Below are 23,982 nucleotides of genomic sequence, written 5' to 3'. Positions count from 1 at the left end.
GCCGGCTCACTGTTCGTGGTAGTTCCACAGCAGGCCGCCGTCGATGCCCACCGTGGTGCCGGTGATGTACGCCGCATCGTCGCTGGCCAGGAAGGCCGCCACGCCGGCCACGTCCTCCGGCGTGCCCAGACGCTTCAGCGGGATGTTCGCGCGCAGCGCTTTCAGCAGCGCGGGGTCGTCCATCAGGTCGGCGTTGATCGGCGTCTTGATCGCGCCCGGCGCGATGTTGTTGATGGTGATGCCCAGCGGCGCCAGCTCGATGGCCAGGTCGCGCGTCAGCATTTTCAGGCCGCCCTTGCTGGCGCAATAGCTGGCGAAATGCGGAAACGGCAATTCCTCGTGCACCGAGCTGATGTTGATCACCCGGCCGTCGCCACCGCGTTCGCGCACGTGCCTGGCGAAGGCCTGGGTGATGAAGAACGGGCCTTTCAGGTTGACGTGCATCACCAGGTCGTAATCGGCTTCGCTGGCGTCCAGGAAGCCGGCGCGCCGCTCCACGCCGGCGTTGTTGACCAGGATGTCGATGCGGCCCATCGCGGCCACGCCTTCGCGGATCACACGCTGGCCATCGGCCACCTTGCCCACGTCGCCGACCAGCAGTGCCGTCTTGGCGCCCATCGCCTGCAGCTCCTGCAGGGTCTCCTCGGCGCGCGGGTTGTCCGACAGATCCTCGATGATGACAGCGGCGCCTTCCTGCGCCAGCCGCGTGGCGATGGCGCGGCCGATACCCTGCGCGCCGCCGGTCACCAATGCCACCTTGCCTTGCAACTTCATCGCGGCTCCCTGCATCGAAAACAATGTCTTCGAGGATAAGCCGCGGTGGTGTGAACGCGATGCGAGCGGGGAGCGCGCGGGGCTCAGGTCAGCGCCGCGAACCGCGCAGGCTGTCGACCGAGAAACTGGCGATCTCGACGCCGCCTGCGCCGCGCCGCGCCTGTCCTTGCGGCGGCCCCCATGCGTGCGCGGTGACCACTTCCCAGGTGGCCGGGATATGGCCGTCCAAACGCATGGACTCGTACGCTTCCAGCATGCGCTGGTAGCGCGCCTTGCCGGTGAGGCCGCGCTCGCGCGCGCGGTCGGCGTTGGTGGCGCCAAGACCTTGCAGGTCCTGCAGCAGCTTGCGCGGTTCGCTGTAGGTGAGGGTGTAGCGGCACACGTCGAGCACCGGATCGCGCAGGCCCGCGGCCAGTACCGCATCGCCCACGTCGTGCATGTCCAGGAAGCGGCTGACGTGGGCTTGCTGGTCGGCCTCGGCCCAGGCCGCGCGCAGCTCTTTCAGCGTGTCCGGGCCGAAGCTGGAAAAGACCAGCATGCCGCCGGGTTTCAGCACGCGTACGCATTCGGCGAACAGCGGCGGCAGCGTATCGACCCACTGGAAACAGAGGTTGGAATGCAGCACGTCGACGCTGTGGTCGGCCAATGGCAAGGCGGTCGCTTCGGCGCAGACGCGCAGGAACGGCTTGCGCCAGCTGCTGTGTTTTTTCGCGGCGCGCAGCATCGGCAGCGCGAGGTCGATGGCGATCACTTCCGCCTTGGGATAGCGTTGTTTCAGCAACGCGCTGCCGCGGCCGGTGCCGGCGCCGATGTCCACCACGCGCTGCGGCGTCTGCAAATAGAAGTCCAGACGATCGAGCAGCAGCGACTGCACTTCGCGCTGCAGCACGTCGTGCTTTTCGTAGGTGCCGGCGGCGCGGCCGAACTGATGGGCTATGCGGGATGGGTCGAGCTGGAACGCGGTCATGGCATCGGTTTCATCGTTCGAAAGTGGCCAGCAAGGGCTGCAATGCCTGCGCCACGGCATCGGCGTGGGCGAAGAACGGCGCGTGGCCGGCTTGCGGTATGTCGTGATAGCGCCCGGCGCACTGGCTGGCCGACCACTGCATCGCCTGCGGCGGCACCAGCCGGTCGCGGCGACCGGAGATCCACGTGCTGGGTACGGTGAGGTCGGGCAGGGCGGCGCGGCGATCGCTGGTTTCCAGCAGCGCGATGCCTTCCTGCAGCACGCGCCGGTCGGGTTCGCCACGCTCGAATACCAGTGTGCGCAGGTGGCGCAATTCTGCGCGCGGGTCGGCGCTGCCCATCGCCTCCAGCGCCAGGAAGCGCTCCAGCGTGGCGTGGTAATCGGTTTCCAGATCGGTCGCCAGCTGACGGACCAGCGTCTCGTCGGCGCCATGCGGCCAGCTGGCGTCGCGTGCGAATTTCGGCGTGGCGCACAGCATCGACAGGCCGCGCACCTGGCGCGGCATGTCCAGTGCGGCGGTGAGCGCGATCAATCCGCCCAGCGACCAGCCCAGCCATATCGCCGGTGGCGTCTGCGCCGCGATCGCGGCGGCGCAGACGCGCGGCTCCAGCGGCAGCTCGCTGTCGCGCGAATAGCCATGGCCGGGCAGGTCGACCACATACATCGTGCACTGGTCGTCGAGCGCCTCCACCAACGGCGCCAGCACGCCGCCGTGCATGGCCCAGCCGTGCAGCATCACCAGTGGGATGGGGCCGTGGCCCGCCTTTTCGACAAAAAGCTTCACGCGTTGGCCTCCTCTCCCCTGCGGGGAGAGGATTGAGGAGAGGGGGCGGGGCTTGCGGGAGGGATGATCGGAGCGCGCTTCGCATCAACAGGGCCGCCAGCGCGTCCCCTCTCCCCAGCCCTCTCCCCGCAGGGGAGAGGGGGAGTAGTGCGCGGCGGCGCCGCTACCGCAAGCTTCGCATCCAGCGCCACGCGTCCGTCGAACACGAAGCAGTCGCCCTGCCAGTGCACGCCGTCGGTTTGTTCGAGGTATTTCAGGATGCCGCCCTCGAGCTGGTAGACGTGGTCCATGCCCAGCGCCTGCATGTGCAGCGCGGCTTTCTCGCAGCGGATGCCGCCGGTGCAGTACGACACCACGGTCTTGCCGGCGTAGCGCTGGCGGTCGGCGGCGATGGCGGCGGGGAAGGCGGTGAAGTTGGCGAGCGCGTAATCGACCGCGCCGCTGAAGCGGCCCAGCGCGATTTCGTAGTCGTTGCGGGTATCCAGCAGCACCACGTCGCGGCCGGCGTCGTCGTGGCCGCTCGACAGCCAGCGTTGCAGCGTGGGGGCATCGACGGCGGGCGCGCGGCCGCCCTCGGGCTGGATGGTCGGCTGGCGCATGCTGATGATTTCGCGCTTCAGGCGCACCCGCAGGCGGCCGAACGGCACGCTGTCGGAGAGCGATTCCTTCACTGCCATGTCGGCAAAGCGTGCGTCGGCATGCAGATACGCCAGGAACTGGTCGATACCCTCGCGGCCGCCGGCCAGGAACAGGTTGATGCCTTCGGGCGCCAGCAGGACGGTGCCCTTCAGCGCGGCCGATTCGCAGCGTTCGCGCAGGTGTTCGCGCAGCCCGGGAAGGTCGTCCAGGCGGATGAATTTATAGGCGGCAATGTTGACGATGGACATGGAAAACTTCGCAAGCAAGCCCGCAATTATACGCGGCGGGGCGAAGCGGCCGGTGCGGGCAGGGTTTCCAGCGCGGCCAGCAACTGGTCGACATGGGCGTCGTCATGGGCCGCCGACAGCGTGATGCGCAGGCGCGCCTTGCCGGCGGGCACGGTGGGCGGGCGGATGGCGCCGACCAGCAGGCCGTATTGTTCCAGGTGGTGCGAGGCGGCCATGGCGGTGTCGGCGTCGCCCAGCATCAGCGGCTGGATGGCGCTGGAGGACGGCAGCAGCGGCAGGCCCAGCTCAGCGGCGCCACGGCGGAAGCGGGCGATGTTGGCGGCGAGTTTTTCGCGGCGCCACGTTTCGGATTGCGCCAGTTGCACCGCGACCCGCGCAGCGGCGGCCACGGCCGGCGGCATTGCGGTGGTGTAGATGTAGGGCCGGGCCAGCTGGGTGAGGCCGTCGATCAGCGACGCCGAACCGGCCACGAATGCGCCGGCGCAACCCAGCGCCTTGCCCAGCGTGGCCATCAGCACGGGCACGTCATCCTGGACCAGACCCGCCACGCTGAGGCTGCCGGCGCCGTCAGTGCCCAATACGCCCAGGCCGTGGGCGTCGTCGACCATCAAGGTGGCCTGTTCGCGCGTGCATAGATCGGCCAGCTCGCGCAGCGGCGCCACGTCGCCGTCCATGCTGAATACGCCGTCGGTGGCCAGCAGCGCAGCGGCCTCGCCGCGGCTGGCGAATTGCCGCGCCGCGGCCGCTACGTCGGCGTGCGGATAGCGCTTCAACTCGGCGCCGGAAAGCTGCGCGCCATCCAGCAGGCAGGCATGGTTGAGCTTGTCCTGCAGGCACAGGTCGCCGCGCGCGAGCAGCGTCTGCAGCACGCCCAGGTTGGCCATGTAGCCGGTGGAAAACAGCAGGGCGCGATCGCGCCCGGTCCATGCGGCCAGGGCCTCTTCCAGCGCGGCATGGTCGCGCCGGTGGCCGCAGATCAGATGGGCCGAGGTGCTGCCCACGCCTTCAGCGTCAACCGTGCGCTTGAACGCGGCGACCAGTTGCGGGTGTTGCGCCAGGCCCAGGTAGTCGTTGCTGCAGAACGACAACAGGCGCCGGCCGCCGCTTTCCAGCCAGGGGCCGTCGGCGTGGTCGATCGTGCGCAGGCGGCGCAGCAGTTGGGCGGCTTCGCGTTCGGCGCGCTGGGCGGCCAGGCGTTGGAGCAGGTCGGGGCGGGTCATGCTTCAGGGGGGAAGAGCACCCCCTCCCAGCCTCCCCCTGCGAGCAGGGGGAGGGGACAAGCCGCTCTGCTCCCTCCCCCGCTTGCAGGGGAGGGTTGGGGAGGGGTGCTCCTGCTTTTAAGCCGCCGCACTGCAACCGCAACCTTGCCCGCAACCCGCCGCCGCGCCCTCGGCGATATCGGCATGCACCGTGTTGGCCTGTTCGACGACTTCCATCGGATGCAGGTCGAGACGGCGGAACAAGGCGTGATCGGCGGCCACGTCGGGATTGCCGGTGGTGAGCAGCTTGTCGCCCAGGAAGATCGAGCCGGCGCCGGCGAAGAAGCACAGCGCCTGCACCGCGTCGTCCATCTGCTGGCGACCGGCGGACAGGCGCACGATCGAGCGCGGCATCAGGATGCGTGCCACCGCGATGGCGCGCACGAACTCGAACGGGTCCAGCGGCTCGGCATCGGCCAGCGGTGTGCCGGGCACCGGTACCAGCTGGTTGATCGGCACCGACTGCGGATGCGCGGGAAGGTTGGCCAGCGCCTGCAGCAGGCCGGCGCGCTGCTCGCGCGTCTCGCCCATGCCCACGATGCCGCCGCAGCAGGTTTTCAGGCCGGCGTCGCGTACCTGTTCCAGCGTGACCAGGCGATCCTGGTAATCGCGGGTGTGGATGATCTCGCCGTAGAACTCCGGCGCGGTGTCGATGTTGTGGTTGTAGTAATCCAGCCCCGCGTCCTTCAGCGCCTGCGCGTGGCCGTCGCCCAGCAGGCCCAGCGTGGCGCAGGTTTCCAGGCCCAGGTCCTTCACCGCGCGCACGATCGCGGCAACCTTGGGGATATCGCGATCCTTGGGCCCGCGCCACGCCGCGCCCATGCAGAAGCGGCTGGCGCCCGCATCCTTCGCGGCGCGGGCACGCTGCAGCACCTCGTCGATCTCCAGCAGTTTCTGCGCCTGCACGCCGGTGTCGTAGCGCGCCGCCTGCGGGCAGTAGGCGCAGTCCTCAGGGCAACCGCCGGTCTTGATCGACAACAGGGTCGACACCTGTACCGCGTTCGGGTCGTGGTGTTCGCGGTGCACGGCGTGCGAACGGAACAGCAGGTCGTTGAACGGCAGGGCGAACAGCGCGACGACCTCGTCGCGGGTCCAGTCGTGACGGACGGCAGCAGGCATGGCGGACTCCAGGGCAGAGGCCGCGAAGTGTGGGCGGGGCTCGCCGCCTCGTCAACCTGAAATGAATCATCAAGGTTGACGAGGTGGCCGCCCGCCGCGCTATTTACTGGCGTCGCGTACCGCCTTCACCTGTTCGGCAGTGACCTGCTTGGCCTGGTTGCCCCACGAAATGCGCTCGTGGTTCGCGATGTCGGCGATGTCCGCGTCGTTGAGGCTGGCGGCGAACGGCGGCATCGCGCTGGGATAGCTGACGCCATCGATGGCCTCGCCATGCAGGCCGTGCAGGATCACGTCGAGCTGCTTGGTCGGATCCGCGTTCAGCACGGCAGGGTTGCCCTTGAGTGGCGGAAACGCGCCGGGCAGGCCCAGACCGGTGGGCTGGTGGCAGGCCGCGCAATACGTGCCATAGAGCTGCGCGCCGTGGGCGGGATCGAACGTGTACGGCCCGGTGGCGGCCGGCGGCGGCGCGGCGTTCTCATCCACCGGTGCCTTGGTGATTTGCGGCTTGGCCAGCGCCTCGCCCGGCGTGGCGATCTCCAGGATGCCCTGCGCGCCCAGCACGGCGTGCGCCATCGAGTGATCCACGAACGGATAGTGGCCCGCCTCGTCCAGGGTGAGGTCGAACACCGCGCCCTCGCCCGGCCCCACCGTGTAGGTGGAGACACCGTCGATGGCCTGCGCCGGGTTGCCCCCGGGGTAAACCTTGTCGAAGATCGCGCCGATCACGTGGAACGCGCTCCACAGGCTCGGCCCGGCGTTGACCACGTACAGGCGCACCAGATCGCCCGGCTTGGCGGTCAATGGATGCTGCACGTACTGGAAGGCGGCGCCGTTGAACACCACTTCGTCGGGGCGGATCTGCTGCATTTTCTCGTAGTTGCCCGCCATCAGCGTGCCGGACACCTGCTGCGTGTACCACTCGCCCTGCACCAGCACGTAGCTTTCAGCCGCCGGCGGCAGCGGCTCGGCCGGGTCGACGATGATCGCGCCATACATGCCGTTGCCGATGTGCAGCAATACCGGCGGCGTACCGCAGTGATAGAGGAACGCGCCCGGCACCTTGGCCACGAACGAGAAGGTGATCGACTCGCCCGGCATGATGTCCACGTAATGCAGGCTCGGTGGCGTGATTGCCGAATGGAAGTCGATCGAGTGCTGCATGGTGCCGCGGTTGGTGAGGGTGACGTTCACCGTCTGCCCCTGGCGCACATGGATCACCGGGCCGGGTACGGTCTTGCCGAACGTCCAGGCCTGGTACTGCACCCCGCTGGCGATCTCCACGGTGTCGTCGCTGGAGGTGATCTGCACGTCCACGCTGTCGCCCGGTTGCAGTGGCGGCAGGCGTGCATCACGGGCCTGCTTGATCGGCTGGGTGGAAGCCAGCGACAGCGGCGTCACCGCGGCGGCGGCGGCGGCGGGGCTGGCGCTGCGCACGTTCAACGCGCTGTGCAGACCGGCCAGCAGCAGCGCCACCAGCAGCAGCACGCCAGCCAGCGCCGGACCCTGCACGCGCCAGGACAGGTGCTGCACCTGCTCCAGCGGTACACGGCTGTTCCATTCGGAAAACCGGCGCCAGCTCGGCCAGCGGCTCTCGATCAGGTAGTCGACGCTGTATGGGCTGGGGCCGGCGCGCAGGTTGATCACGATCAGGGCGGCGAAAATCAGCACGAAGCTGATCGCTGCGCCGATGTTGTTGGCGCCCACCGAATAGGGCCCGCCAAAGCCCTCGGCCGTACTCCAGATCAGCAGGCTGAAAAGAATGCCCACGACATAGGTGATCTTGCGCGCGAAGCCCAGCAGCAAGGCCAGCGCCAGCAAGGTCTCGGCGATCCGCGTGGCCCACACGAACAGGCCCACGTTCGGTGTCACCAGGGCGATCCACATCTGGAACCACCACGCCGACCACGCCGGCTGTCCGGTGGCGGCGTTGTGCAGGTAGCCCACGTAGTGATCGGCAAAACCATCGGTCCAGGTCAGCGCGGCGCTTACCGCCCAGATCACGCCGAAGGCTACGCGCAGCGCGGTGCCGGCGAGTGTCGGCCAGGTCGATGGAGCGGCTTGGTTGTCGTGCGACGAGATCATGCAGGCCTCCTGGTGGGAAGAGACGATGGGTACGCGACACGGCGTACCCGTCGATCATCGAGTGTAGAGCGTGAACGTGCAATCGGCGCGAACCGGTTTTGCCGCTACCATCGAGCGATGCCGGAACGGTAGGTACATGGACACGACCCATCGCCAGCGATCCTGGCCGGTGCTGCTGCACTGGATGTTGCCACTGCGCTGCCTGCTGTGCGGCGGCGCGGGCGCGCACGGCATGGACTTGTGTGCCGACTGCAGCGACGAACTGCCGCGCAACCGGAGCTGTTGCGCCCGCTGCGCCCTGCCGCTGGCCATACCCGCCGCGCTGTGCGGCGAATGCCAGCGGCGGTCGCCACCATGGGATGCCGCGTGGGCGCCGTTCCGCTACGGCTGGCCGCTGAACCGGCTGGAATCACGCTTCAAATTCGGCGCCGACCTGGCTGCCGGCCGCGTGCTGTCCAGCCTGTGGCAGCGCGAAAGCCGCCCCATGGCATTGCCCCGGCAGATCCTGACCGTGCCGCTGCACCGCAGCCGCCTGCGCCAGCGCGGCTACAACCAGGTGCTGGAACTGGCACGGCCGCTGGCGCGCGAACTGCGCCTGTCGCTATGCGTCGATGCGATCCAGCGCGTGCGCCGCACCGAGGCGCAGACCGAGCTCGATGCGGTAGCTCGCCGACGCAACGTGCGTGGCGCCTTCGCGCTGCGCGAGGGCGTGGCGCTGGCGCCGCACGTGGCGGTGATCGACGACGTGATGACCACCGGCGCCACCCTGGCCGAATGCGCCCGCGTGCTGAAACGTGCGGGTGTGCAGAGGGTCGACGTGTGGGCGCTGGCGCGGGCCGGCAACCGGTAGGAGCGCACCCTGTGCGCGATGCTTTTTGCGGAATTCGGGATTCGCAAGGGCCAAGAGCAAGAGCATCGCGCACAGGGTGCGCTCCTACATGGCAAGTGCCAGCACGATGCCGATCCACAGCGCCAGCCCGACCCAGTTGTTGTGGCGGAAGGCGGCCAGGCAGGCGTCGCGTTGGCGGTCGCGGATCAGCCACAACTGCCAGGCGAACAAGCCGGCCACTGCCAACAGGCACAGCCAGAACGGCCAGCCCAGCGCGGCGCGCTGGCCCACGAACAGCATTGCCAACAGGAACGTGCCCATCAGCACGCCCAGGATCGGCACGTCGGCATCGCCAAACAGGATCGCGGTGGACTTGGCGCCGGCCTTGAGGTCGTCCTCGCGATCGACCATCGCGTATTCGGTGTCGTAGATCACCGACCACAGGATGTTGCCGATGAACAGCAGCCAGCCCACCGGTGACACCGTACCGGTCGTGGCCGCGAACGCCATCGGAATCGCCCAGCCGAACGCCGCGCCCAACACCACCTGCGGCATGTAGGTGTAGCGCTTGGTGAACGGGTACAGCGCCGCCAGCGCCGCGCCCACGAAGGACAATTCGATGGTCAGCCGGTTGGTGAACAGCACCAGCACGAACGCGACCGCCAACAGCGCGCCGGCCACCAGCAGCGCCTCGCGCGGCGTGACCCGGCCGGCGGCAATCGGCCGCCCCGCCGTGCGGGCCACCTGCGGGTCGAGGTGGCGGTCAGCGTAATCGTTGATGGCGCAGCCGGCGGCGCGCATCGCGAACACCCCCAGGGTGAAGATGGCCAGCAGCTTCCAGGACGGGAAATCGCCCGCCGCCAGCCACAGCGCCCACCAGGTCGGCCACAGCAGCAGCAGCGCGCCGATCGGGCGGTCCATGCGGGTCAGCACCAGGTAATCCAGCGCCTTCTCGCGGTGGCGCGCAGGCCAGCGGCGCAGCAGCCAGTTCAGGACCCGCGTGGCCGTGGTGGAGCTGTCGGCCGGGCGCGGCGCCTTCGCGCGTGGCCGCGTCGCCGCGCCGGGGCGCGGGCGGGGGGCTGGCGAGGGGGCAGCTTTCTGCGGGCGGCGCTTGCGGGACGTGGGAGCCATGGGCGAAGTTTAGCCCGAGCCCGGTGCCATGGCTGTGCCACGCCGCACGCCCGCTGCGACCCTGCCCGCGGCATGGATCGACGACGAAAACACGGCGGCTTCGACCATGGTCGCCCTAAAGCGCCATGACAAACAGCCGATACATGTTCAGGCCTGCCGTTTCGGCCCTCCGCCACCTCTGGCCTTGGGCGGATGGCGCCTTGGAGTTCGGGAGGAGTGATGGTCGAGTGTGAATGCTCCGGGCGGGAGAACCAGGCGGCGTCGGGCACAGCCAACGTCGAGCCTGTCGACGCGTCCCGGTTGCTGGCGCATTCGCGCCTGCTCGATTCCGTGGCGGCGTTCACCCATCACCGCGACGTCGATGCGCTCGATCACAGCCTGGTGCTGTCGCTGGCCGAATTGACTTCGGCGCACAGCGTGTCGCTGGGCAAATACACCGCCGACAACCTTGGCCGGCTGCGCACCGTGGTGCGCTGCACGGTGGGCGCCCATGGCCATTACGAGTTGCGTGCGTTCGAGCCGGCGCCGAATGATCCGTCGCTGCACCTGTTGCGCCAGGGACTGGAGCGGGTGGACGCGCATGCGGAACAGGGTGCCGAAGGGCTGCACCGGCTGATCGTGCCGATACTTTCCGAAGGCCGCGCGGTGGGCGCGTTGCAACTGGAAAGCGACGTGCCTTGCGGCGACAGCCTGCCGCTGGTCGCCGGCTTCGCACGCATCTATGCCAATTACACCGCGCTGCTCAACGAGAGCGAGCGCGACAAGCTGACCGGCTTGTACAACCGCCGCACGTTCGAACGGCACCTGCGACGCCTGTTGCAGCCGGACCCTGCGGCGATCACCACCGAAGCGCTTGACGAGCGCCGTCATGGTGGGCCGTCTGCGCGCGACGAGGTCTGGCTGGCCATCCTCGACATCGATCACTTCAAGCGCATCAACGACAGCTACGGCCATGTCTACGGTGACGAGGTGATCCTGCTGCTGGCACAGCAGATGCGCGCCTGTTTCCGCCAGTCCGACGTGTTGTTCCGCTTCGGCGGCGAGGAGTTCGTGATCCTGCTGGCGGCGCATGACGAAGCCACCGTGCGCAGCGTGCTGGAGCGGTTCCGCCTGCGCATGGCCGCGTACGTCTTTCCGCAGGTGGAGCACGTCACCGTCAGCGTCGGCTATGCGCGTATCGGCGAGCACGACTACCCCGCGACCATCCTCGAGCGCGCGGACAAGGCGCTGTACTTTGCCAAGGAGCACGGGCGCAACTGCGTGCAGGGCTTCGAGGCGCTGACGGCGCAGGGCCTGCTGGCCTCCGGCGGCGCGGCGGCGGGAAGCATCGACCTGTTCTGACCGACCTGTTCTGATCGAGCTACCCTGGCCGAGCTACCCTGGCCGAGCCGCGCGGGTCAGCCCTGCAGCAACAGCCGATAGGCGCTGTGGTCGCTCTCGTTGCGATACGGATAGCCCAGCGTTTCGAGGAAGCGCTGGAACAGTTCGCGTTCGTCCGGCGGCACCTGGATGCCGACCAGGATGCGGCCGTAATCGGCGCCCTGGTTGCGGTAGTGGAACAGGCTGATGTTCCAGTCCGGGTGCATGTGGCCCAGGAAGCGGGTCAGCGCGCCGGGGCGCTCGGGGAATTCGAAACGGTACAGCTGCTCGTCCTGCGCCAGTGGCGAGCGGCCGCCCACCATGTGGCGCAGATGCAACTTGGCCAACTCGTCGTCGGTGAGGTCGAGCACACCGAAATCCTGCGCGTGGAAGGCGGCGATCAAGGCCTCGCGTTCGTTCCGGCCGGTGGTCTGCACGCCCACGAAGATGTGCGCCAGCCGGGTGTCGCCGACGCGGTAGTTGAACTCGGTGATGCTGCGATCGCCCAGCGTGGCGCAGAAACGGCGGAAGCTGCCGCGTTGCTCGGGTACGGTCACCGCGAACACGGCCTCGTGCTGCTCACCGACTTCGGCGCGCTCGGCCACGAAGCGCAGCTGATCGAAATTCATGTTGGCGCCGGAGACGATCGCCACCAGCGCGCCCTCGCTCTCCTCGCCCGCGGCCTTCTGGTCGGTGATGTATTGCTTGAGACCGGCCAGCGCCAGCGCGCCAGCGGGTTCGGGAACGCTGCGGGTTTCCTGGAACACGTCGCGGATGGCGGCGCAGATCGCATCGGTATCGACCCGCAGCATGGCGTCAACGTGACGCTTGCACAGGGCATAGGTGCGTACGCCGACCTGCTTCACTGCGGTGCCATCGGAAAACAGGCCCACTTCGTCCAGCGTCACCCGTTCGCCGGTTTCCAGCGAGCGGGCCATCGCATCGGAGTCGGCCGCCTGCACGCCGATGACCTTGACCTCCGGGCGCAGCGACTTGATGCAGGCGGCCACGCCGGCCAGCAGGCCGCCGCCGCCCACCGGCACGAACACCGCATCCAACGGGCCTGGGTGCTGGCGCAGGATCTCCAGGCCGATGGTGGCCTGGCCGGCGATCACGTCCGGGTCGTCGAACGGGTGCACCACGGTGTAGCTGTGGGCGTACTGCAGGCGCAGCGCCTCGGCCTGGGCCTCGCTGTACGAGTTGCCGCACAACACCACTTCGACGGAACTGCCGCCGATGCGGCGCACGGCATCCAGCTTGACCTTCGGTACCGTCACCGGCATCACGATGACCGCGTGGATGCCCAGCTTCGCCGCCGCCAGCGCCACGCCCTGGGCATGGTTGCCGGCGGACGCGGCGATCACGCCGCAGGCACGCTGGGGCGGGTCGAGGCGGCTCATCTTGTTGTAGGCGCCGCGCAGCTTGAACGAAAAGACCGGTTGCTGATCCTCGCGCTTCAACGCCACCGACCGGCCGTAGCGGGTCGACAACAGCGGTGCCGGCTGCAACGCCGTCTCGCGCGCCACGTCGTAGACGCGCGCGGCGTACATGCGCCGCAGCAACTCCTCGTCGGACAACGAGGGCACCCCGTCCGGTTGCACCGGCGCCTTGCTGGTGACGGCATTCATCATCAGTCCGCCGTTGCCTGGTGGCTGACTTCAAGCACGTCGATCAGCTTGCGCGTCTGGCGCACGATCTGCACCACGGCCTGGTCGTCGCCGCGGATGCTGAGCACCAGCTTCGAGATGGCGGGGTCGGCGGTGGCGGCCACGTTGAGCGAGTCGATGTTGTAGCTGCGCGAGGCGAACAGCCCGGCCACGCGCACCAGCGCGCCGGTTTCGTTCTGCAGCATGATGGTAAGCGTGTGTTGCGTGACGGCGTTCATGGGCATCCGCTCAAAACATGTCGTTGCGTAGGGTTTCGTCGCCGGCGGCGCGCTGCCGCGAGGCGATGAAATCACCGGTGATCATCTGGGCGTACGACATGCCCGGGCCCACCATCGGGTAGACGCCGGCGTCCGGATCGATCATCACTTCCAGGAAGGCGGGGCCCTCGAACGCCAGGAATTCGGCGATGGTGTCGGCCAGTTCCTCCTTGCGCTCCAGCCGGCGCGCCCAGGTGAAGCCGTCGGCCTGCACGGCCTTGATGAAATCCTTGGTGTGCAGGCTCTTGTCGGAGGAGGCGAAGCGGCCCTTGAAGAACAGCTTCTGCCACTGCCGCACCATGCCGTCGCCGCGATTGTTGAGCAGCACGATCTTCACCGGCAGGCCATACGTGGTGACGGTTTCCAGCTCGCCCAGATTCATGCGGATGCTGCCGTCGCCATCGATGTCGATGACGGTGGCGTCGCGCCGCGCAAACTGCGCGCCAATGGCCGCGGGCAGGCCGAAACCCATCGTGCCCATCGAGCCGGAGCTGAGCCAGTGGCGTGGCGCGCGGTAATCGAAATACTGCGCCGCCCACATCTGGTGCTGGCCCACGCCGGTGCTGATGATCGCGTGGCCGTCGGTGATGCGGTTGATCGCCTCGATCACCGCATACGGCTGGATCAGCTCGCTGTCGTGGTCGTAGTTCAGCGCGTGCACGCGCTTGAGCTCGGCGATATGCGCGTGCCAGGCGGCGTAGCGGCCGTCCTGCCGTGGGTGGATACCGTGCGCCGCGCCGTACTCGCGCAGGCGCTCGAGCGTGCGCCGCAGGTCGCCGATGTGGTGCCAGTCCACCGCCTTGACCTTGCCGATCTCGGCCGGATCGATGTCCACCTGGGCGATGAATTTCGCGCGGGGAGCGAACTTGTCCGGCACGCCGGCCACGCGGTCGTCGAAGCGCGCGCCCAGGGTCAGCACGAAGTCGCAATCCTCCACCGCGTAGTTGGCGTAGGCGGTGCCGTGCATGCCCAGGAAATGCAGCGCCAGCGGATCGGTGGTGTCGAACGCGCCCAGCCCCATCAGCGTGGTGGTGACGGGCAGGCCGAAATCGGCCACGAAATCACGCAGCGCCTCGGCGGCGCCGGAGGCGATCACGCCGCCGCCGGCGTAGATCAGCGGACGCCTGGCCTGGGCCAGCGCGTCGAAGAAGCTGGCGCAACCGGCATCGTCCAGCTGGGCCGACTGCACGTTGCGCAGGCGCGCGCGGTAGCCAGGAATCGGCAGCTGGCCCTGGCCGGCAAAGGTCAGCGCGGTGTTCTGCACATCCTTGGGTACGTCCACCACCACCGGGCCGGGCCGTCCGCTGCGGGCGATCTCGAACGCGGTACGCAAGGTGGCTTCCAGCACGCGGGCATCGGTCACCAGGAACACGTGCTTCGCGCAGGCGCCCATGATCGTGCTGACCGGCGCTTCCTGGAACGCGTCGCTGCCGATGGCGGCCACGCCGACCTGGCCGCAGATCACCACCATGGGAATCGAGTCGGCCATCGAGTCACGCACCGGGGTGACCATGTTGGTGGCGCCAGGGCCGGAGGTGACCACGGCCACGCCCACCTTGCCGGAGGCGCGCGCATAGCCGGCGGCCATGAAGCCCGCGCCCTGCTCGTTCGCCGGCACGATCAGCGGCAACGGCTCGCTGCCGTCGTCGTTCGGATGGGTGGCGTTGTACCGGAATACGGCGTCGTAGACCGGCAGGATGGCGCCGCCGGAATAGCCGAACATCACGTCGACGCCTTCGTCCGCCAATACCTGCACGATGACCTCGGCGCCGCTCATCGACTTCGCCGCCAGCGGGTGCAGGTCGCCGGCGGGAGCCGGGGTGGACTTGGTGTTCATCAGTTGTGCATTCACGATGTTGCGGTTCCTTGGCATGGCCGGCAGCCGCCGGGTGCTTGGACGCGATGCGATGACGGTGCGGCGCACCGGTCACCCCAACGCTTGTGTCATGAGTGGGAGGTCGATTCCCGTGGTGGTCGTCCTGACCTGACCGGAACGCCGTAGATCTCGGCGATCTTCAGATCCTGTTCCTTCGCGCAGAAGCTTTCCCACACCAGGCCATTGACGTCGGTGGTGCTGGAAAATCCTTCGGCGAGGTCATCCTCGAAGCCGATGTGGCGCAACTGGCCCGCGCGCTCCGGCATCTGGTTGATGGAGAAGTTCAGCAGGTCGGTACGCCACATCGCGTACTTGCCGGCGACGACGGCGCTCGGCTGGGCATCCAGTCGCTGGCTGTAGTCGTCGATCGACTCGGCCAGGTCGCGAACCGCCATCGCAATGTGAAAACGTTTCACGTCGTGTCCCCGATGGAAAAACGTTGCCGCTCCGTTCCCCGGCGAACCGGGGAACGGGACGTCGATCAGCCTGCCTGCTTCGCCGTTTCCGGCTGCAGCCACGGCATGCGGGCGCGCAGCTTGGCACCGACCACCTCGACCGGATGCTCCAGATCGGCCTGCTTGAACTTCTTGTAGTTCGGCAGGCCGGCTTCGTACTCGGCGATCCAGTTGCGCGCGAAGGTGCCGTTCTGGATGTCGGTCAGCACATCCTTCATGCGCGCCTTGACGCCGGCGTCGATCACGCGCGGGCCGCTGACGTAGTCGCCGTACTGGGCGGTCTCGGAGACGAACTGCAGCATCTTGGTGATGCCGCCTTCGTAGAACAGGTCCACGATCAGCTTCAGTTCGTGCAGCACTTCGTAGTAGGCGATTTCCGGCTGATAGCCCGCTTCCACCAGGGTCTCGAAGCCGGCCTGCACCAGCGACGAGGCGCCGCCGCACAGCACGGCCTGCTCGCCGAACAGATCGGTCTCGGTCTCTTCCTTGAAGTCGGTCTTGATCAGCATGGCGCGGCCGCCACCGATGCCGTTGGCGTAGGCATGCGCCTTGGCCTCGGCCTGGCCGGACACGTCCTGGTACACCGCCCAGATGCTGGGCACGCCGCGGCCGCGCTCATACTCGGTGCGCACCAGCGCGCCGGGGCCCTTGGGGGCCACCAGGATCACGTCGATGTCCTTGCGCGGGTCGATCCGCTTGAAGTGCACGTTGAAGCCGTGCGCGAACAGCAGCGCCGCGCCGGGCTTGATGTTCGGCTCGATGCTCTGCGTATAGACGTCTGCCTGCACCATGTCGGGCGTCAGCACCGCGACCAGGTCGGCACCCTTCACCGCCTCGCCCGGCTCGGCCACCTTGAAGCCTTCGGCACTGGCCTTCTCCCAGGACGGGCCGCCCTTGCGCAGGCCGACGACGACGTCGAGGCCGGAGTCGCGCAAGTTGAGGGCGTGGGCGCGGCCCTGGCTGCCGTAGCCGAGAACGGCGATGCGGGCATTGCCCAGGGTGTCGTTGTTGCTCATGCGGTAACTCCTGCTTTGGTTGGTTTGTTTGTGTGGGCGGGCGTCTGCACCGCCGTATCGGGATGGGTGTTGGCGCCGTCGGAGGCGGAACCAACCAGCCGCGCGTACTTGGCCAGCACGCCGCGGGTGACTTTGGGCTCGGGCGGCTGCCAGCTGGCGCGGCGGCCGTCGAGGTCGGCATCGGTGACCAGCTCGCGGGTGTTGGCATCGATGCGCAGGTGGTCGCCGTCACGCAGCAGCGCGATCGGGCCGCCACGCGCCGCTTCCGGCGCCACGTGGCCCACCATGAAACCGTGGGTGGCGCCGGAGAAGCGGCCGTCGGTGATCAGCGCTACGTCATCGCCCAGGCCGCGGCCGATCAGCGCGGCGGTGACGCCCAGCATCTCGCGCATGCCCGGGCCGCCGGCGGGGCCTTCGTTGCGGATCACCACCACGTCGCCCTTGCCGATGCGTCCTTCCTGCACGGCGGTGAAGGCCGCTTCCTCGCTCTCGAACACGCGGGCGGTGCCTTCGAAATGGGTGGCGCCATGGCCGGCGCTGTTCTTGCCGGGGATCTTCAGGATGCAGCCTTCCGGCGCGACATTGCCGTAGAGGATGGAATAGCCGCCGCGCGGCTTGATCGGTGCGCTGACCGGGAACACCACCTGCTGGTCCTCGAAACGCGGCGCCTCGGCGGCTTCGGCAAACAGCGTGCGGCCGGTGACGGTGGGTGCGTCCTGCAGCATGCCGGCGGCGATCAGCTCCTGCGCCACGCGGGCAATGCCGCCGGCGTCGAACAGCTCGACCGCGGTGTACTGGCCGCCGGGCAGCAGGTCGGAGATCACCGGGGTGTTCTCCGAAGCGGGCTGGAAGTCCTCCAGCGTCCACGGCACGCCGGCCTCGCGGGCGATCGCCAGCAGGTGCAGCACGGCATTGGTGGAGCCGGCGGTGGCGGCGACCATGCGCGCGGCGTTGCTCAGCGCGGTGCGGTTGAACATCGAGCTGGGGCGGCGATCCTCGCGCAGGCATTCCATCACCAGCTCACCGCAGCGCTGCGCGGCGGCGAGTTTGTCGGGATGCGTGGCGGGGATGTCGTTCAGGCCCATCGGCGACAAGCCCAGCGTGGTCAGCACCATCGCCATGGTGTTGGCGGTGAACTGGCCGCCGCAGGCACCGGCGCCGCCGCAGGCATCGCATTCCACTGAGCGCAGCTCGGCATCGTCGATCTTGCCCGCGCCGTGCGCGCCGACCGCCTCGAACACCTGCTGGATGGTGATCGGGCGGTTCTTGTGCAGGCCATGCGCGATGGTGCCGCCGTACAGCGCCACCGCCGGGATATCCAGCCGCGCCATCGCCATCGCGGCGGCGGGGATGGTCTTGTCGCAACCGCACAGCACCACCATGGCGTCGCACAGGTGGCCCTCGACCGCCGCCTCGATGGAGTCGGTGATGACCTCGCGGCTCACCAGCGAATAGCGCATGCCGGCCGTGCCCATGGCGATGCCGTCGGTGACCGCGATGGTGTTGAACTCCACTGGCGTGCCGCCCGCGGCGCGGATGCCCTTGGCGACTTCCGCAGCCAGATCGCGCAGGTTGAGGTTGCACGGGCTGACGTCGGACCAGGTGTGCACCACGGCGATCAGCGGCTTCTTGATCGCGTCGTCATCCATGCCGGTGGCGCGCAACATGGCACGGGCGGGAGCGCGATCGGCGCCGGTCTTGATTGCATCACTACGCATGGCGGTTCCAGTAGGACATGGGGAAGGGGGCGTCCGGTCAGCCGGCCGAGCGCAGGGAAGGGGCGCTGGCGTAGCCGTCTAGGGCCTGCAGCACCGCGTCCAGCACGTCCTGCGTGCCGGCCTGGCCGCCGATGTCGCGGCTGTGCGGGCCGTCGCTCAGCACGCGGTCGATGGCGGCTTCGATCGCCACGGCTTCGGCTTCCAGCTGCAGCGAGTGGCGCAGCAGCAGGGCTGCGGAGAGGATGGTGCCGACCGGGTTGGCCACGCCCTTGCCGGCGATGTCCGGGGCCGAGCCGTGGATGGGCTCGTACAGGCCTACGCGGCTTTCGCCCAGCGACGCCGACGGCAGCAGGCCCAGCGAACCGGCCAGCGCGGCGGCCTCGTCGGTGAGGATGTCGCCGAACAGGTTCTCGGTGACCACTACGTCGTAGCGCGACGGCTGGCTCAGCAGCAGCATCGCCATCGAGTCGACCAACTGGTGCTCCACCTTCACGTCCGGGAATTCGGTGGCGATGCGCTGCACCGTGCTGCGCCACAGGCGCGAGGTTTCCAGCACGTTGGCCTTGTCCACCGAGGTGAGCTGCTTGCGGCGGCCGCGTGCCAGCGCGAAGGCGCGGCGGGCCACGCGTTCCACTTCGGCCACGGTGTATTTGCATTCGTCGGTGGCGGTGTCGTCGGTGCGGGTCTTGGCACCGAAGTAGGCGCCGCCGGTGAGCTCGCGCACGAACAGCACGTCGACGCCTTGCAGGCGCTCGTTCTTCAGCGGCGACAGGTCGGCCAGCGCCGGATGCACCTGCAGCGGGCGCAGGTTGGCGTACACGCCCAGCGCGGCGCGCAGGCCCAGCAAGCCCTGCTCGGGGCGCACCGGTGCGTTCGGATCGGACCATTTCGGCCCGCCCACGGCGCCCAGCAGCACCGCGTCGGCCTGCTTGCAGGCGGCCAGCGTGGCGGCGGGCAGCGGCTCGCCGGTGGCGTCGATGGCGCAGCCGCCGATCAGCTGTTCGTCGAAGGTGAACTCGTGGCCGTAGTGGCCAGCCACGGCTTGCAGCACGGCGACAGCCGCGGCGGTGACTTCCGGACCCACGCCGTCGCCGGGCAGAGTGACGATGCGTGCCTTCATGCCGCTTTCTCCTGTTTCTCAAAATGGCCGATGGCGTCGGTGTGCTGCAGCAGGAAGCCGAGCTGATCCACGCCGTTCAGCAGGCAGTGGCGGGCGAATGGCTCCAGCGTGAAGGCGACGTGGCTGCCGTCGGGCAGGGTGATCGTCTGCGCCTGCACGTCGATGGTCAGTTCCACGCCGGGGTTGTCCAGCAGCCAGCGGTGCTGCGCCTCGGCGATCACGATCGCCAGCAGGCCGTTCTTCAGCGCGTTGTTGCGGAAGATGTCCGCGATCTCGCTGCACAGCACGGCCTTGATGCCGTAGTCGAGCAGCGCCCACGGCGCGTGTTCGCGCGAGGAGCCGCAGCCGAAGTTGCGCCCGGCCACCAGGATCTCGCAGCCCTGCGACTGCGGCTGGTTGAGCGGGAAGGCGGGGTTGTCGGAGCCGTCGCTCTGGTAGCGCCAGTCGTTGAAGCACAACTTGCCCAAGCCCTCACGCACCGTGGTGGTGAGGAAGCGCGCCGGGATGATGCGGTCGGTATCGATGTTTTCGTCGGTCAGCACGGCGGTGCGTGACTGCAGGCGGGTAATCGGTTTCATGCTGCGGCCTCCGTCAGGTACACGCGTGGGTCGGCGACCACGCCGGCCACGGCCGATGCGGCCGCGGTGGCCGGGCTGGCCAGCACGGTGCGGGCGCCCTTGCCCTGGCGGCCCTCGAAATTGCGGTTTGAGGTGGACACCACCAGCTGGCCCGGCTGCGCCAGATCGCCGTTCATGGCGATGCACATCGAGCAACCTGGCACGCGCCATTCGGCGCCGGCATCCAGAAACACCTGGTGCAGGCCCTCGCGCTCCGCATCGCGGCGCACCGCTTCGGAGCCGGGCACCACCAGCATGCGCACGCCCTCGGCGACGTGGCGACCGCGCAACACGCTGGCGGCCTCGCGCAGGTCGGGCAGGCGCGAGTTGGTGCAGCTGCCGATGAACACCACGTCCACCGCCATGCCTTCCATCGACTGGCCCGGCTCGTAGTGCATGTAGTCGCGGGCGCGGCGCTCCTGCGCGTTGGTGGGTTCCGGCAAGGTGGCGCTCAGGGCGCTGGCCATGCCCGGGTGGGTACCGTAGGTGACGGTAGGGCCGATCTTGCTGGCGTCGAAATGCACCTCGCGGTCGTAGCTGGCGCCCTCGTCGCTGCGCAGCGCGCGCCACTTCGCCACGGCGACGTCCCAGTCCGCGCCTTGCGGTGCCAGCGGGCGGCCCTTGAGCCAGGCAAAGGTGGTCTCGTCGGGGGCGATCATGCCGGCGCGGGCACCGGCCTCGATCGACATGTTGCAGATCGTCATGCGCTCTTCCATCGACAACGCCTCGATGGTCGGGCCGCGGTATTCCAGCACGTAGCCGGTACCGCCATCGACGCCGATGCTGCCGATGATGTGCAGGATCAGGTCCTTGGCGCCCACGCCGGCCGGCAGCTTGCCGTCCACGTGGATCGCCAGAGTTTTCGGCTTGCGCTGCAGCAGGCACTGGGTGGCCAGCACGTGGCCCACTTCGGTGGTGCCGATGCCGAACGCCAGCGCACCGAACGCGCCATGGGTGGAGGTGTGGCTGTCGCCGCAAACGATGGTCATGCCCGGCTGGGTGGCGCCCAGCTCCGGGCCGATCACGTGCACGATGCCGCGTTGGTCGCTGTCCCAGCCATGCAGGGTGACACCGAACTCGGCGCAGTTGGCTTCCAGCTGTTCCACCTGCGCCTTGGCGGCGGCATTGGTGTACGGCCGCACACCGTCCGCGCCGGTGGGCAGCGTGGGCGTGGAGTGGTCGAGCGTGGCCAGGGTGCGATCGGGGCGGCGCAGGGTGAGGCCGCGCTGGCGCAATTCGCTGAACGCCTGCGGCGAGGTGACTTCGTGCACCAGGTGCAGGTCGACGTACAGCACGGCGGGCGTATCGGTGGACTCGGGCGCCACCACGTGGGCGTCCCATACTTTTTCGAACAAGGTTCTTGCGGTCATGCGTTGGCTCCAGTCGACGCTGGCTGTTCCTGGGGAGTCCGGCCGTGGATGGCCGGTTCTTGATTGTCGCGGTCACTGACAACATTCAGCCAGTTCCAGCGGTCTTCGGTACGGCCGTCGAACAGGCCGAAAAATGCCTGGCGCAGGGCCTTGGTGATCGGGCCGGGCGTGCCGTCGCCCACGTTCTTGCGATCGACCGAGCGCACCGGTGTGACCTCGGCGGCGGTGCCGGTCATGAAGATCTCATCGGCGGTATACAACGCCTCGCGCGGCAGGTCACGTTCTTCCACGCTCAGGCCCAGGTCGGCCGCCAGCGTCAGCACGGTGTCGCGGGTGATGCCGGCCAGGATGCCGGCGCTGGACGGCGGCGTCAGCAGCTTGCCGCGCTTGACCAGGAACAGGTTCTCGCCGGCGCCTTCGCTGAGCAGGCCGTTGTGGCCAAGGGCGATGCCTTCGTCGTAGCCGCCGCGGCGCGCCTCCAGCCCGATCAGCTGGCTGTTGAGATAGTTGCCGCCGGCCTTGGCCCAGCTGGGGATGGTGTTTGGGGCCGGCCGGTTCCACGAAGACACGCACACGTTCGCGCCATGCTCGGCCGCGTCACCCAGATACGCGCCCCAGTCCAGTGCCATGATCGCCACGTCCACCGGGGCCTCGCCCTTGGGCAGCACGCCCAGGCCGCCGGCGCCGCGGAACACGATCGGGCGCACGTACGCCGACTGCATCTGGTTGGCGCGAATCAGCTCGATGCAGGCGGCATTGATCTGCGCCTCGGTGTAGCCGATCTCGATCTCGTAGACCTTGGCCGACTCGAACAGGCGTCGGGTGTGGTCTTCCAGCCGGAAATACGCCGGCCCGCGGTGGGTTGCGTAAACGCGCTCGCCCTCGAACACGGAGGAGCCGTAATGCAGCGCGTGGGTGCTGACATGGACATTGGCCTCGGCCCAAGGCTTGAGCTGACCGTTGTGCCAGATGAAAGGCGTGCTCATGGTGTGGATTCCAGTGCTTTCGGTGCGGAATGCGAGCGGGCCGGAGCCTGCCGTTCGATGCGGTTGACGATCGCCAGCGCGGCCAGTGCGGCGGCTTCCACGATGTCGGTGCTGACGCCGTTGCCGTGCCAGTCGAGGCTGCCGTGGCGAGCGGTGAGTTCGGCGCGACCCTGGGCATCGCCACCTTCGCCCATCGCGCGGACCTGGAACTGGGTCAGCGCCAGTTCGATACCGGTGGCGCGGGTGATGGCGTGCAGCACGGCGTCGACCGGGCCGTCGCCGGCACCCGTTTCGGCGACCTCGCGGCCATCCTCGTGGACCAGCGTCACCGCAGTGGAACTGCCGCCGCCCAGCTGCGAGCTGGCGTTCAACCGCAGCAGGCTCCAGGGGCCGGTGGTGTCCGGGTCCTGGCCCAGCGCCAGCGCCTGCAGGTCGTCGTCGTGGATGTCGCGGCGCTGGTCGGCCAGCGTCTTGAAACGGGCGAAGATGCCGTCCAGGGTGGCGTCGTCGGGCGTGTGGCCCAGCTTCTGCAGCCGCTCGCGCAGCGCATGGCGGCCGGAATGCTTGCCCAGCACCAGACTGGTTTCGGCGATGCCGACGTCCTGCGGATGCATGATTTCGTAGGTGCCGCGATGCTTCAGCATGCCGTGCTGGTGAATACCCGATTCGTGTGCGAACGCATTGTCGCCCACGATCGCCTTGTTGCGCGGCACGCCCTGGCCGGTCAATTGGGTCAGCAATCGCGAGGTGGGATACAGCTTGCGCGTATCGATGCCGGTGCTGACGCCGAAATGTGGCGCGCGCACTTTCAGCGCCATCACCAGTTCCTCCAGCGCGGCATTGCCGGCGCGCTCGCCGATGCCGTTGATGGTGCATTCCATCTGCCGCGCGCCCGCGCTGACGGCGGCCAGGCTGTTGGCCACGGCCATGCCCAGGTCGTTGTGGCAATGGCTGGAGAAGATCAGGTTCTCGGCGTTGCGCACGTTCTTGCGCAGGTAGGTGAACAGCTCGAACATCTCCGCCGGCGTGGTGTAGCCGACGGTGTCGGGGGCGTTCAGCGTGGTGGCGCCGGCGGCGGCCGCGGCGTTGAACACCTCGACCAGAAACTCCGGCTCGGTGCGCAGCGCGTCCTCGGCGGAAAACTCCACCTCATGGCACAGCTGGCGGGCGCGCTCGACCGAGCGCACGGTGGCCTCCACGACCTGCTGCTTGCTCATGCCCAGCTTGTGCTCGCGGTGCAGCGGGCTGGTGGAAAGGAACAGGTGGATGCGCGAGCGGCGCGCGCCTTCCAGCGCGCGGGCGCAGCTGTCGATGTCGCCGGGAACGCAACGGGCCAGGCCGGCGACGGTGGTCTTCGTCAACGACTGGGCGATTTTCGCCACCGCGTTGAAGTCATCCGGCGACGCCTGTGGGAAGCCTGCCTCCAGGATGTCCACGCCGAGTTCTTCCAGCGCATGCGCCAGTTTCAGCTTGGCGTGCAGATCCATCGAGAAGCCGGGCGCCTGCTCGCCATCGCGCAGGGTGGTGTCGAAGATCAATACGCGATCGGACGACACGTCTTCGCCGTCACTGCTGTCGTTCGTTGCTGCCGGTTGGTTATTCATCGCTGGCTCCGCGGGGCGGTGCCAAGGGCATGAAAAAACCCCGCATTCGTTTCCGGGTGCGGGGTTCTTCGGGAGTCATCAGGTTATCTTCTAACTACCTGGACA

Annotated in this window: 20 protein-coding genes and 1 pseudogene; 2 read left to right on the top strand and 19 right to left on the bottom strand. The window is 68.4% G+C overall.

What is annotated here, in order from left to right; all coding sequences use genetic code 11:
* Positions 1-6: 6 nt before the first annotated feature.
* The 7 genes and pseudogenes from ASD68_RS14605 to ASD68_RS14575 form a co-directional block, all read right to left on the bottom strand.
* On the bottom strand, positions 7-774 hold the full coding sequence (locus ASD68_RS14605; protein ID WP_056608023.1) for a glucose 1-dehydrogenase: 768 nt from the start codon (positions 772-774) through the stop codon (positions 7-9).
* An 88-nt stretch (positions 775-862) separates the two neighbouring features.
* Entirely contained in the window at positions 863-1,741 is an 879-nt protein-coding gene (bioC, locus tag ASD68_RS14600; RefSeq protein WP_056084364.1) for a malonyl-ACP O-methyltransferase BioC, read from the bottom strand.
* A gap of 10 nt (positions 1,742-1,751) precedes the next feature.
* Positions 1,752-2,525 carry a pimeloyl-ACP methyl ester esterase BioH gene (gene bioH / locus ASD68_RS14595; protein WP_056608021.1) on the bottom strand — a complete coding sequence of 258 codons (774 nt, stop codon included), beginning with the start codon at positions 2,523-2,525 and terminating at the stop codon, positions 1,752-1,754.
* 170 nt (positions 2,526-2,695) lie between these two features.
* Positions 2,696-3,412 (bottom strand): annotated as a pseudogene (locus ASD68_RS14590) (sulfurtransferase); the annotation flags it as partial.
* Between the two features lie 26 nt (positions 3,413-3,438).
* The gene (gene bioF, locus ASD68_RS14585; RefSeq protein ID WP_056608017.1) at positions 3,439-4,632 is read right to left on the bottom strand and encodes an 8-amino-7-oxononanoate synthase; all 1,194 of its coding nucleotides are present in this window, start codon (positions 4,630-4,632) and stop codon (positions 3,439-3,441) included.
* Positions 4,633-4,749: 117 nt separating this feature from the next.
* Positions 4,750-5,790, bottom strand: a complete 1,041-nt coding sequence (gene bioB / locus ASD68_RS14580) for a biotin synthase BioB (RefSeq protein ID WP_056608015.1) — start codon at positions 5,788-5,790, stop codon at positions 4,750-4,752.
* A gap of 99 nt (positions 5,791-5,889) precedes the next feature.
* Positions 5,890-7,872 carry a multicopper oxidase domain-containing protein gene (locus ASD68_RS14575; RefSeq protein WP_056608014.1) on the bottom strand — a complete coding sequence of 661 codons (1,983 nt, stop codon included), beginning with the start codon at positions 7,870-7,872 and terminating at the stop codon, positions 5,890-5,892.
* Positions 7,873-8,008: 136 nt separating this feature from the next.
* On the opposite strand from ASD68_RS14575, the gene ASD68_RS14570 reads away from it, so the two are divergent.
* Positions 8,009-8,722, top strand: coding sequence for a ComF family protein (locus tag ASD68_RS14570; protein ID WP_056608012.1), 714 nt, complete (start codon positions 8,009-8,011; stop codon positions 8,720-8,722).
* A gap of 84 nt (positions 8,723-8,806) precedes the next feature.
* Here the strand turns inward: ASD68_RS14570 and ubiA are convergent, their stop codons facing one another.
* Positions 8,807-9,832 carry a 4-hydroxybenzoate octaprenyltransferase gene (ubiA, locus tag ASD68_RS14565; RefSeq protein WP_235578755.1) on the bottom strand — a complete coding sequence of 342 codons (1,026 nt, stop codon included), beginning with the start codon at positions 9,830-9,832 and terminating at the stop codon, positions 8,807-8,809.
* A gap of 219 nt (positions 9,833-10,051) precedes the next feature.
* On the opposite strand from ubiA, the gene ASD68_RS14560 reads away from it, so the two are divergent.
* Positions 10,052-11,173, top strand: coding sequence for a GGDEF domain-containing protein (locus ASD68_RS14560; RefSeq protein WP_056084382.1), 1,122 nt, complete (start codon positions 10,052-10,054; stop codon positions 11,171-11,173).
* 56 nt (positions 11,174-11,229) lie between these two features.
* Here ASD68_RS14560 and ilvA read toward each other — a convergent pair whose 3' ends face one another.
* From ilvA to ASD68_RS14505, 11 genes are all read right to left on the bottom strand, one after another.
* A complete protein-coding gene (ilvA, locus tag ASD68_RS14555) occupies positions 11,230-12,819 on the bottom strand; it encodes a threonine ammonia-lyase, biosynthetic (RefSeq protein ID WP_056084385.1) in 1,590 nt (529 codons plus the stop codon).
* Between the two features lie 2 nt (positions 12,820-12,821).
* Positions 12,822-13,076, bottom strand: coding sequence for an acetolactate synthase small subunit (ilvN, locus tag ASD68_RS14550; RefSeq protein WP_007081402.1), 255 nt, complete (start codon positions 13,074-13,076; stop codon positions 12,822-12,824).
* Between the two features lie 10 nt (positions 13,077-13,086).
* Complete coding sequence (gene ilvB, locus ASD68_RS14545) at positions 13,087-14,952, bottom strand: biosynthetic-type acetolactate synthase large subunit (RefSeq protein WP_056608113.1); 1,866 nt, start codon at positions 14,950-14,952, stop codon at positions 13,087-13,089.
* A 107-nt stretch (positions 14,953-15,059) separates the two neighbouring features.
* A complete protein-coding gene (locus ASD68_RS14540) occupies positions 15,060-15,407 on the bottom strand; it encodes a hypothetical protein (protein ID WP_056608009.1) in 348 nt (115 codons plus the stop codon).
* Positions 15,408-15,472: 65 nt separating this feature from the next.
* Complete coding sequence (ilvC, locus tag ASD68_RS14535; RefSeq protein WP_056084392.1) at positions 15,473-16,462, bottom strand: ketol-acid reductoisomerase; 990 nt, start codon at positions 16,460-16,462, stop codon at positions 15,473-15,475.
* Positions 16,459-18,180 (bottom strand): dihydroxy-acid dehydratase, encoded by a 1,722-nt coding sequence (gene ilvD / locus ASD68_RS14530; protein WP_056084394.1) that lies wholly within the window; start codon positions 18,178-18,180, stop codon positions 16,459-16,461. Before ilvD ends, ilvC begins: the two co-directional genes overlap by 4 nt.
* A gap of 37 nt (positions 18,181-18,217) precedes the next feature.
* Positions 18,218-19,300 carry a 3-isopropylmalate dehydrogenase gene (gene leuB / locus ASD68_RS14525; RefSeq protein ID WP_056608007.1) on the bottom strand — a complete coding sequence of 361 codons (1,083 nt, stop codon included), beginning with the start codon at positions 19,298-19,300 and terminating at the stop codon, positions 18,218-18,220.
* Complete coding sequence (gene leuD, locus ASD68_RS14520; RefSeq protein ID WP_056608005.1) at positions 19,297-19,878, bottom strand: 3-isopropylmalate dehydratase small subunit; 582 nt, start codon at positions 19,876-19,878, stop codon at positions 19,297-19,299. Before leuD ends, leuB begins: the two co-directional genes overlap by 4 nt.
* Entirely contained in the window at positions 19,875-21,287 is a 1,413-nt protein-coding gene (leuC, locus tag ASD68_RS14515; RefSeq protein WP_056608003.1) for a 3-isopropylmalate dehydratase large subunit, read from the bottom strand. The genes leuD and leuC overlap by 4 nt, the downstream gene beginning before the upstream one ends.
* Positions 21,284-22,273 (bottom strand): branched-chain amino acid transaminase, encoded by a 990-nt coding sequence (locus ASD68_RS14510; RefSeq protein ID WP_056608001.1) that lies wholly within the window; start codon positions 22,271-22,273, stop codon positions 21,284-21,286. Before ASD68_RS14510 ends, leuC begins: the two co-directional genes overlap by 4 nt.
* A complete protein-coding gene (locus ASD68_RS14505) occupies positions 22,270-23,877 on the bottom strand; it encodes a 2-isopropylmalate synthase (RefSeq protein WP_056607998.1) in 1,608 nt (535 codons plus the stop codon). Before ASD68_RS14505 ends, ASD68_RS14510 begins: the two co-directional genes overlap by 4 nt.
* Positions 23,878-23,982: the final 105 nt, after the last annotated feature.

The organism is Rhodanobacter sp. Root627 (assembly GCF_001427835.1).
Taxonomy (GTDB): Bacteria; Pseudomonadota; Gammaproteobacteria; order Xanthomonadales; family Rhodanobacteraceae; genus Rhodanobacter; species Rhodanobacter ginsenosidimutans.
This window is presented reverse-complemented; position numbering and strand designations above follow the sequence as displayed.